A 5,225-nucleotide genomic window follows, 5' to 3' on the forward strand; every position below is an offset into this window, starting at 1 on the left:
GATCAGCCGGATCGATTCTTCCTGGCTCATCAGCCACATCAGCATCCGGATCGCGCGGCCGCGCGGACTGTCGAGACCGGGGTCGCGTTCAAGCGTTGCCCGGGCATCCTGTCGCGCCACCGCCATCAACCCGGCCTGATGTTCCAGATCGGCAATGCGGAAACGCGGCAGACCGGATTGCGCGGTGCCGATCACATCGCCCGCGCCCCGCATTTCCAGATCCACCTCGGCGATGCGGAATCCGTCCTCGGTATCGCGCAGGGTGGTCAGACGCCGGGCGCCGGTCTCGTTCAGGGGCGCGTGATAGATCAGCAGGCAGGTCGAGGCCCCCTGCCCGCGCCCGACGCGCCCGCGCAATTGGTGCAGTTGCGCCAGTCCAAAGCTTTCGGCGCGCTCGATCACCATGATCGTGGCCTCCGGCACATCCACGCCGACCTCGATCACGGTTGTGGCGACCAGGATCCGCGCCCGCCCGGCGGCGAAATCCGCCATCGCGGCATCGCGCTGATCGCCCGGCATCTGCCCGTGGACCAGCCGCACCTGATCGCCGAACTGCGTTCGAAGCGACTGAAACCGCGCCTCGGCCGCCGTCAGATCGCTGACCTCGCTTTCATCCACCAGCGGGCAGACCCAATAGGCGCGCGCGCCCTGTTCCAAAGCCTTTCGCAGGCGTGCCGTCACCTCGTCCAACCGCTGGTCACCGATCATCACGGTCGTGATCGGCTGGCGTCCCGGCGGCTTTTCATCCAGCACCGACAGATCCAGATCGCCATATTGCGACAAAGCCAGCGAACGCGGAATCGGTGTTGCGGTCATGATCAGCATGTCGGGCGGCGCTTCGCCCTTGGCGGAAAGCTGCAACCTCTGGGCCACGCCGAAACGGTGCTGTTCGTCGATGATGGCCAGCCGCAGGTCGTGAAAATGCACATCCTTCTGAAAGACCGCATGGGTGCCCACAAGAATGTCGATCTGCCCCTGGCCCAGATCGTCCAGCAACTGCGCCCGCAATTCTCCCTTGTCGCGGCCGGTCAGGGCGGCCAGCCGCACCCCGGCCGCGCGCGCCAGCGGTTCCAGAGCGCGGGCGTGCTGGCGGGCGAGAATCTCGGTCGGGGCCATCAGCACGGCCTGCCCGCCCGCCTCGACCGCGATCAGGGCGGACAGGATCGCGACCAGCGTCTTGCCTGCGCCGACATCGCCCTGCAGCAGCCGGTTCATGCGCCGGTCCGACGCCATGTCTGCGGCAATCTCGTCCACGGCACGGATCTGGGCACCGGTCGGCGGCCAGGGCAGGTTGGCCAGCACCGCGCCCCGCAGGCGACCGTCGCCCACGCTGGCCCGGCCCTTCAGCCGCCGCTTTTCGCGCCGGACCAGCGCCAGGGTCATCTGATGGGCGAAGAATTCGTCATAGGCCAGCCGCGCGCGCGCCGGATCGTCGGGCGACAGATCGCGCATATGCGCCGGCGCATGGGCCCGTTTCAGCGCCTCTGATAAGCCGGGCCAGCCGCGCCGCGCCAGGACCTGCGGATCGATCCATTCCTCAAGCTGCGGCAGGCGGATCATCGCGCCCTCGACCGCTTTGGCCATCATCTTCTGGGTCAGGCCGGCAGACAGCGGATAGACCGCCTCGAAGTCGGGCGGCGGCGGATGATCCTCGGTCAGAATGTGGTCGGGATGAACCATCTGGGCCAGGCCGTCGAACAATTCCAGCTTGCCGCTGATCATGCGGCGCGCGCCGGTCGGCAACCGGCTTTCGATCCATTCGCGTCGCGGATGGAAAAAGACCAGCGTCAGATCGCCCACGCCGTCACTGCAATGAACCCGCCACGGGCGCCCGCGCACGGTGGGCGGGTGGTGGCGGCCGATCGTCACGGTGACGGTGACGATCTCGGGCGGGCGCGCATCCGCCAGCCGGTCGATGCGGCGGCGGGTGACGCCGCTGTGAGGCAACGTCAGGATCAGGTCGCGCGGCCGCTCGATCCCCATCTGTTCAAGTCCCGCCCGGCCTTTCGGGCCGATGCCCGGCAACGTGTCGATGGCCGCGAACAGCGGAAACAGTGCCGGCGGGCGGCCCCCGGGCTGGCTCATCCCGCCCCCGCGATGCGCAGCCATTCATCCTCGTCGATGACCTTCACGCCCAGTTCGGCGGCTTTTGTTGCCTTGGAGCCCGCACCGGGACCGGCAATCAGCAGATCGGTCCTGGCGCTGACCGAGCCTGCGACCTTGGCGCCCATCGCCTCGGCCCGGGCCTTGGCCTCGGCGCGTGTCATCCGTTCCAGCGTGCCGGTGAAGACCAGGGTCTTGCCGCTGACCGGACTGCCTTCGTCGACTTCCGTATCGTCGGGCTTCACCTTCAGTTGCGCGATCAACCGGTTGATGCTCGCGCGTTCGGCGTCCTGCCGGAAGGTCGTGACCAGCGATTGCACCAGAACCGACCCTATGCCGTCGATGCCGGTCAGTTCTGCCCAGTTGGGACTGCGGTCCATCGCCGCCTTGCGGGCCTTGTCATCGGGGGCCGCGAAGGCGGGTTCCTGCGCCGCGCCGTCGATCGCCGAAACCAGCCGGCCCCAGGTGCCGAAATGGCGCGCAAGCGTGGCCGAGGCGACCTCGCCCACATGCCGGACGCCAAGAGCGAATATAAGCCTTTTCAATGCGATGTCGCGACGATCCTCGATAGCGGCGAACAGCTTTTCGACCGATCTGTCGCCAAACCCTTCGCGGTTCTTCAGCTTCGACAGGTTCCGGGCGTCGCGGGCGGCCAGGGTAAAGATATCGGCGGGTTCGCGGATCGGCAGGGCATCATCGGCGAAGAACATCTCGATCTGTTTGGCGCCCAGCCCGTCGATGTCGAAGGCGGCGCGGCCGACGAAATGTTTCAGCTTCTCGACCGCCTGGGCCGGGCAGATCAGTCCGCCCGTGCAGCGGCGCACCGAATCGCCCGGCTCGCGGATCGCATCCGATCCGCATTCCGGGCAAAGCGACGGAAATTCATAGGGCGCGCTGCCCTTGGGCCGGCGCGACAGATCCACATCGGCGATCTTCGGAATCACGTCGCCCGCGCGATAGACCTTGACCCAATCGCCCTCGCGAATGTCGCGCCCCTCGCGGATCGGCGCGCCGCTGCTGTCGCGCCCGGCGATGTAATCCTCGTTGTGCAGGGTCGCGTTCGAGACGACGACCCCGCCGACCGTCACCGGCTCGAGCCGCGCGACGGGGGACAGGGCGCCGGTGCGGCCGACCTGAATCTCGATGCGATCAAGGCGAGTCCAGGCGGTTTCGGCAGGGAATTTGTGCGCCAGAGCCCATCGCGGCGTGGTCGAACGAAAACCCAGCCGGGCCTGATAGGCCAGGTCGTTCACCTTGTAGACCACCCCATCGATGTCATATCCCAGTGTCGCGCGCTGTTGTTCGATCCGCGACCAGACGGCGATCATGGACTCGAGATCGTCGCACAGCGTCATCAGCGGGTTGGTCTGAAAGCCCAGTCCCGCCAGCCGGCCCACCGCATCCATCTGGCTGTCGGCCAGAGGCGCCGAGACCGCGCCCCAGCCATAGGCAAAGTAGCGCAGCGGTCGCGACGCTGTCACAGCCGGATCGATCTGGCGCAAAGAGCCGGCAGCAGCATTGCGCGGATTGGCGAAGACGCGGCCGCCGTCCTGAGCGTTCAGACGGGCGAAATCCGCGTGACTCATGTAGACCTCGCCGCGGACCTCCAGGATCTCGGGCGCGCCTTTCAGGATTGTGGGAATGTCCGAAATCGTCCGGGCATTGGCGGTGACGTTCTCGCCGACGGCGCCGTCGCCGCGCGTGGCGGCCTGGACCAGGCGGCCCCTTTCATAGCGCAGCGACAGCGACAATCCGTCGATCTTGGGTTCCGCGGCGATCTTCAGCGGCGCTTCCTCGGACAGGTTCAGAAAGCCGCGGATTCGGGCCACGAAATCGGCGACCTCGGCCCTTGAGAAGGCATTGGCCAGCGACATCATCCGCTGGGCATGGACAACCTTGCCGAATCCCTCGGCCGGTTTCGCGCCGACCTTGCCGGTCGGACTGTCAGGATGGGCGAGATCCGGAAAAGCCTGTTCCAGCGCGGCCAGCCGCTGTTTCAGCGAATCGTAATCCGCGTCGGAGATCCGCGGCGCATCCCTGGTATGATAGTCTTCGTTCGCCCGCGCGATCCGAGCCGAGAGATCGGCGATCTCGTCAGCCGCCTGCTGCTGGTCAAGTTCGACGATCCGGCTTCGCGGCGATCGCGTCCGGACATGCTTGGAATCGCTTTCTTCCGTCATGCATCGCACCTGCCTGAAGGGGGATCAATGTGCTGTCCGCCCCTTCTATACGACGCCAGGGCGGCTGCTAAAAGCCGCGGTCGTCGCTGCCGTCGGCAGGAAGACGAGACAGCCGGGCCGCCGCCGCGACCCGGCTGTCTCTTGGCTGATCCGTCATTCAGGCGCCGATCGCCAGCCGCTCTTCGTTGGCGGGACCGGGATCGCGCAGCACATAGCCGCGCCCCCAGACCGTCTCGATGTGATTTTCGCCGCCCAGTGCCTCGGACAGTTTCTTGCGCAACTTGCAAATGAAGACGTCGATGATCTTCAGTTCGGGCTCGTCCATGCCGCCATAGAGATGGTTCAGGAACATTTCCTTGGTCAGCGTCGTGCCCTTTCGCAGGCTCAGCAGTTCGAGGATCTGGTATTCCTTGCCGGTCAGGTTGACCGAGCGGCCCCTGACCTCGACCGAGCGCGCGTCCAGATTGACCACGATCTCGCCGGTCTGGATGATCGCCTGGCTATGACCCTTGGAGCGGCGGATGATCGCCTGGATACGGGCCTGCAATTCCTCGCGGTTGAAGGGCTTCGTCATGTAGTCGTCGGCGCCGAAGCCAAAGCCGCGCAGCTTGCTTTCGGTGTCGTCGGACCCGGTCAGGATCAGGATCGGCGTGTCGATCCGCGCCAGCCGCAGATGACGCAGAACCTCCATCCCGTGCATGTCCGGCAGATCCAGATCCAGCAGGATCAGGTCATAGTCGTAAAGCTTGGCCAGATCGATGCCTTCCTCACCCATATCGGTGCGGAACACGTTGAAGCTGGCCGCCGTCAGCATCAGTTCGATCGCCTTCGCGGTGTTGGGATCGTCCTCTACCAGTAGAATGCGCATGGCCTGAATTGTCCCCGATTGTTCTTGGTCCCTGGCCGACCATCCGGCGACAAGGTTAATATCCCGTTACTTAA

At 65.8% G+C, this 5,225-nt stretch carries 3 protein-coding genes; all 3 read right to left on the minus strand.

All coding sequences use genetic code 11. The features are described from left to right. The coding region (recG, locus tag B4L36_RS11375) for an ATP-dependent DNA helicase RecG (RefSeq protein ID WP_292957074.1) at window positions 1–2,085 on the minus strand (2,085 nt) is incomplete at its 3' end. Continuing rightward, window positions 2,082–4,283: an NAD-dependent DNA ligase LigA gene (gene ligA, locus B4L36_RS11380; protein WP_292957077.1), complete on the minus strand. Its 2,202-nt coding sequence runs from the start codon at window positions 4,281–4,283 to the stop codon at window positions 2,082–2,084. The genes ligA and recG, both read right to left, overlap by 4 nt. A gap of 157 nt (window positions 4,284–4,440) precedes the next feature. Continuing rightward, window positions 4,441–5,151, minus strand: a complete 711-nt coding sequence (gene ctrA, locus B4L36_RS11385) for a response regulator transcription factor CtrA (protein WP_292957080.1) — start codon at window positions 5,149–5,151, stop codon at window positions 4,441–4,443. Window positions 5,152–5,225 lie beyond the last annotated feature (74 nt).

The sequence above is a fragment of the Paracoccus sp. UBA889 genome (assembly GCA_002294185.1).
GTDB lineage: Bacteria > Pseudomonadota > Alphaproteobacteria > Rhodobacterales > Rhodobacteraceae > Paracoccus.

What these genes read in the sequence shown, in the direction of transcription:
- ligA (WP_292957077.1), bottom strand. Translation starts at nt 4,283, where the DNA reads ATGACGGAAGAAAGCGATTCCAAGCATGTCCGGACGCGATCGCCGCGA.
- ctrA (WP_292957080.1), bottom strand. Translation starts at nt 5,151, where the DNA reads ATGCGCATTCTACTGGTAGAGGACGATCCCAACACCGCGAAGGCGATC.